The following is a 5,478-nucleotide window of genomic DNA, read 5'->3' as shown; positions in this document are numbered from 1 at the left end:
GGATTCCCGTGGACCAGCCGTCGGAGGCGATGTGATGGACCGTCCCGACGAGGACATGGCGCTGTGCGTCCAGTCGCAGCAGCAGCACGCGGAAGATGGGGCCGTGCTCCAGGTCGAAGGGCCGTGAGGCCTCCTCGCTCACCAGTCGGCGGGCCTCGACGAGCTTCGCGTCTTCCGAGAGGGACTCCAGCTCCCTCACTGCGACGAGCATGGGCTTGGGGGCGTGGATGTGCTGACGCGGCTCTCCGTCGTGCGTCACGAATGTGGTGCGCAGGGATTCGTGGCGCTCGACGAGCGACGTGAAGGCGCCCTGGAGCGCGTCCACCTCGAGCGGCCCTTGCAGGAGCAGGGCGAGGGGAATGTTGTAGGTGGAGCTTCCGGGCTCGAGCTGGTCGATGAGCCACAAACGCTGCTGTGCGAAGGACAGCGGCAGCTCGCCCGTGCGCGGCACGGGAACGATGGCGGGCGCGCGGGCGCCCGGGGACGCTCCTCCAGCCTCGCCAAGGCGGGTGGCGAGCGCGGCGATGGTGGGGGTCTCGAACAGCGCGCGGAGGGGCAGCTCCACGCCGAGCGTCCTGCGCACGCGTGAGACGACCTGCGTGGCGAGCAGGGAGTGGCCGCCGAGCGAGAAGAAGTTGGCGGTGACGCTGACCTTGTCGAGCTGAAGCACTTCGGCCCAGATGGCCGACAGCGTCTCCTCGATGGCACTGCGAGGCGCGACGAAGAGGCTGCCCTCCGTGCCCTGCTCGGGGACGGGGAGGGCCTGCCGGTCGACCTTGCCGTTGGGTGTCAGCGGCAGCGCGTCCAGGCGCATGAAGACCGTGGGCAGCATGTACTCGGGCAGCCGCTCGCGCAGTGAGGCGAGCAGCGTGTCCGTATCGAGCGGCGCGGAGACGAGATAGGCGACGAGGCGGTGCTGGCCAGGGACGTCCTCGCGCACGAGGACGATGCTGTCACGCACGCCCGGTTGCGCGCGGAGGGCGGCTTCAATCTCGCCCAGCTCGATGCGCAGACCGCGCAGCTTCACCTGGAAGTCGGTGCGGCCCAGGTACTCCAGTCGCCCTTCCGCGAGCCACCGGACCTTGTCACCGGTGCGGTACAGGCGCGCTCCTGGCGTAGCGGCGAAAGGGTCCGGGATGAAGCGCTCCGCGGTGAGCGCGGGCCTGCCGAGGTAGCCCAGGGCCACCTGCGCACCGCCCAGGTACAGCTCCCCTGGAACACCCGGCGGGACGGGCCGCAGGGTGTCGTCGAGCACATAGGCGCGTGTGTTGGCGACGGGACGACCGATGGGAATGGAGACGCCCGACGTGACGGCATCGACGACGGTGTAGGTCGAATCGATGGTGACTTCGGTGGGGCCGTAGAGATTGACGAGCCGCGCCTGAGGGAGCCGCTCGTGGGCGAGGGACGCGAGCGAGGCGGAGAGCGCCTCACCTCCGCAGAACAGCCACCTCAGGGACGTGGCGCGAGCCAGTGAGGGCTCGTCGAGGACGAAGCGCAGCAGGGACGGGACGAGTTGGAGGACGGTGATGCCCTGCCGGACGACGCAGTCGAGCAGCAGCGCCGCATCGCGGTGGGCGTCAGTGGGCGCGAGCACGAGCGGCGCACCCGCGAGGAGCGGAGCCCAGCACTCCCAGACGGACGCGTCGAAGGCGAGCGGCGTCTTGAGCAGCACCCTGTCCCGCGCGGTGAGCGGGAAGACCTGGAGGAACCAGGCCATGTGATTGGCGAGCGTGCGGTGGGGAATGAGCACGCCCTTGGGCTGTCCCGTGGAGCCCGAGGTGTAGATGACGTATGCGGGAGCGTCGGGCTCCGGCTTCGACAGGAGAGGCTCAGACGGTGTGCGCGCGAGCTCCTCCGCGTGCGAGGCGGAGTCGAGGCAGAGGATGTCGAGTCCGTCGGGCAGGAGCGAGACGAGCGCCTCCTGGGACAGCACGATGCGAGCCCCGCTGTCGCGCAGCATGAACGCGAGGCGCTCACGCGGGTAGTCGGGAGACAGCGGGAGGTAGGCGGCACCCGCCTTGAGGATGGCGAGCAGGGCGATGGGGAGCTGGGGCGTGCGATGCGTGAGCAGCGCAACGAAGTCGCCAGGGCGCACCCCTCGCGAGCACAGCACCCGGGCGAGCTGGTCGGCGCGCTGGTTGAGCTGCGTGAAGGAGAGCGCTTCGTCATCGGAGAGGACGGCGAGGGCCTCGGGCGTGAGGCGGGCCTGCTGCTCGACGAGTCGATGGACGAAGGGTTCGGTGGCGACGTCCGTGCCCGTCTCGTTCCAATCGAGCAGGACCTGCCGCTGCTCCTGCTCGGTGAGCAGCGAGCAGGACGCGACGGGGATTTGGGGCCGCGAGACGAGTGCTTCGACGAGCGTGGTGTAGTGAAGGGCGAGTCGCTCGACGGTGGCGTGCTCGAACAGGTCTGAGTTGTAGCCGAGCGAGCCCGCGTAGCCCTCCGGCAGCTCCACGAGGTTGAGGTTGAGCTCGAACTTGGACGTGACGCCGTCGACGTCCACGGGGCTGATGGTCAGCGCCTGCTTCTGGATGGCGGAGGCGGGCGTGTTCTGGAGGGAGAAGAGGACCTGGAACAGCGGACTGCGGCTCAAGTCACGGGCCGGCTGGAGCACCTCGACCAGTCGCTCGAAGGGCACGTCCTGATGAGCGTAGGCGCCGAGCGCGGTCTCCTTCACCTGTCGCAACAGGTGCTGGAACGAAGCCTGTCCATCGATGCGCGCCCGGAAGACCAGCGTGTTGACGAAGAATCCGATGAGGCCTTCGAGCTCCGAGCGCTGGCGACCCGCGATAGGCGAACCGACGGTGAGGTCGTCCTGGCCCGAGTAGCGCGAGAGGAGCAACTGCCACGCGGCGAGCAGCGCCATGAACGGCGTGGCGCCCTCCTGCTGGCACAGCGCCTTGAGCTTCTCGGCGGTGGAGGCGGGCAGGAACACGCCGACGTTGCCGCCGCGCGAGGTCATGACCGGAGGACGCGGCTTGTCGGTGGCCAGCTCCAGTGGCACGACGCCGGAGAGCTGGTTGCGCCAGAAGGTGAGCTGCCGTTCGAGCACCGCACCCTGGAACCAATCGCGCTGCCAGACGGCGTAGTCGGCGTACTGGATGGCGAGGGGCGAAAGCGGTGATGGCCTACCGTGGGCGAAGGCGTCGTAGAGCGCGGCGACTTCCTGGACGAGCACGCCCATGGACCAACCGTCGGAGACGATGTGGTGCATGTTGAGCGCGAGCACGTGCTCGGTAGGCGACAGCTCCAGGAGCTGCGCGCGGATGAGCGGTCCCGTGGAGAGGTTGAAGGGACGAGCCAGCTCCTCGAGGAGCAGTCGCTTCACTTCCTCGCGAGCGGTGGAGGGCTCCAGGCTCCGCAGGTCCACGCGCACCAGGGGCAGCTCGCCGTGGGGGGCGATGCGCTGGTAGGGCTGGTCGTCCTGCTGGAAGAAGGTGGTGCGCAGCGCCTCGTGACGCCGCACCAGCTCGTCGAAGGAACGCTGGAGCGCCGCCGTGTCGAGCGGCCCTTCCAGGCGCACGAAGGACGGCATGTGGTACGCGGCCCCGCCGGGCTGGAACTGATCGATGAACCAGAGCCGGAGCTGCGCGAAGGACAGGGGCACCAGGCCTTCGCGCGACACGGGGACGATGGGCGGCGCGAGCGCCTGCGTCTCTCCCAGCCCTTCGTCTTCGATGCGGGCCGCGAGCGCGGCGACGGTGGGCGCCTCGAAGAGCGCGCGCAGCGGAAGCTCGACGGCGAAGGCGGACCGGATGCGCGAGATGACCTGGGTGGCGAGCAGCGAGTGACCACCGAGCGCGAAGAAGTTGTCCGTGACGCTCACGCGTGGCAGGTGCAGGACGCCGGAGAACACCTTGGCCAGCTTCTCTTCCTGGGGTGTCCTGGGCGCGATGAATGGGGCCTCGCGCTCCTGCGCACCCAGGTCGGGCGCGGGCAACATGCGCCGCGCGAGCTTGCCGCTGGGCGTCAGCGGGAGCGTCTCCAGCGAGACGAAGGCCGTGGGCACCATGTACTCGGGCAGGTGCTGGAGCAGGAGGGTCCGCAGGTTCTCCGCGCTCGGGGGCTCCGACGCGGACACGGGGACGAAGTAGCCGACGAGGCGCTTGAGGCCGGGAGCGTCCTCACGGACCGTCGCGGCGGCGTCGCGGATGCCGGGGATTGCGCGCAGCGCGGCCTCGACTTCACCCAGCTCGACGCGGAAGCCTCGCAGCTTCACCTGTCCATCGAGGCGACCGAGGAACTCGACGGTGCCGTCCGCCTTCCAGCGCGCCGAGTCACCCGTGCGGTAGACGCGAGCGCCGGGCGTGGTGCTGAAGGGATGGGGAACGAATTTCTCCGCCGTCAGCTCGGGCCTGCCCGCATAGCCGAGGGCCAGGTGCGCGCCGCCGATGAAGAGCTCGCCCGGCACGCCGATGGGCGTCGGCTGGCCCAACGCATCCAGCACGAAGAGCTGGGTGTGCGGCAGCGGCCCGCCGATCGACGGAAGGCGGGGCCAGGAGGCGGGTGCGCCCTGGAGCCGGTGGGCGGAGACGACGTGCGTCTCGGAGGGGCCGTACTGATTCTCCAGGATGCAGCCCGGCAGCTTCTCGAACAGCGCGATGAGCGCGGGAGTGACCTGGAGCTGCTCACCGGCCGTCACGACTTCGCGCAGGGCGGTGGGCAGGGTGGCGCCGTGGGAGACGGCGTCCGCGATGGCCTGGAGCGCGACGAAGGGCAGGAAGAGCCGCTCGACTCGCTGCTGATGCATGAAGTCGAGCAGCGCGGGGATGTCCTGGCGCAGTCCTCCGGTGGGAAGCACGAGGGTGCCGCCCGCCCACCAGGTGGAGAACAGCTCCTGGCAGGAGACGTCGAAGCTGAGCGACGCGAACTGGAGCGTCGTGGCCGACGGCTTTTCGGACTGGCGCAACTGCCACGTCAGCAAGTGGCTCAGCGCGCGGTGTGGCAGCGCGACGCCCTTGGGCCGTCCGGTGCTGCCGGAGGTGTAGATGATGTACGCCGGAGACTCGGTCGAGACGGAGACGTCTGGCGCGTGCTCGGGCAGTGCCGCCAGCGACTCGGCCTGCTCATCCAGCAGAACGAGTCGTGCTCGCGACGAAGGAAGCACCGCGCGCAGGGCGGAGTGCGAGAGGACGACAGGCGCCGCGGAGTCCTCGAGCATGAAGGCGAGGCGCTCCGCGGGGTAGTTCGGGTCGAGCGGGAGGTACGACGCACCGGCCTTGAGGGTGGCGAGGACGGCGACGGCCATGTCGAGGGACTTGTCGAGGCAGATGCCGACGGCGCCGCCAGGAGTCACACCACGAGAGGCGAGGTGGTGGGCGAGCTGATTGGCGCGTGCGTCGAGGGCCGCGTAGGTGAGCGAGCGCGAGCCATCGGAGATGGCGATGGCGTCGGGCGTGCGGAGCGCCTGGGCCTCGAAGGGGCCGTGCAGCGTCGTGACGGCGTGAGACTCGCGTGACGTGTCATTCCAGGAGA

The 5,478-nt window shown here is 69.7% G+C and carries 1 protein-coding gene; it reads right to left on the bottom strand.

Going from position 1 to position 5,478, the window contains the following annotated elements:
- On the bottom strand, nucleotides 1-5,478 hold a 5,478-nt coding region (locus HUA75_RS45945), incomplete at both ends, for a non-ribosomal peptide synthetase (protein ID WP_174490122.1).

Source organism: Myxococcus sp. CA040A, from assembly GCF_013336725.1.
GTDB lineage: Bacteria > Myxococcota > Myxococcia > Myxococcales > Myxococcaceae > Myxococcus > Myxococcus llanfairpwllgwyngyllgogerychwyrndrobwllllantysiliogogogochensis.
This window is presented reverse-complemented; position numbering and strand designations above follow the sequence as displayed.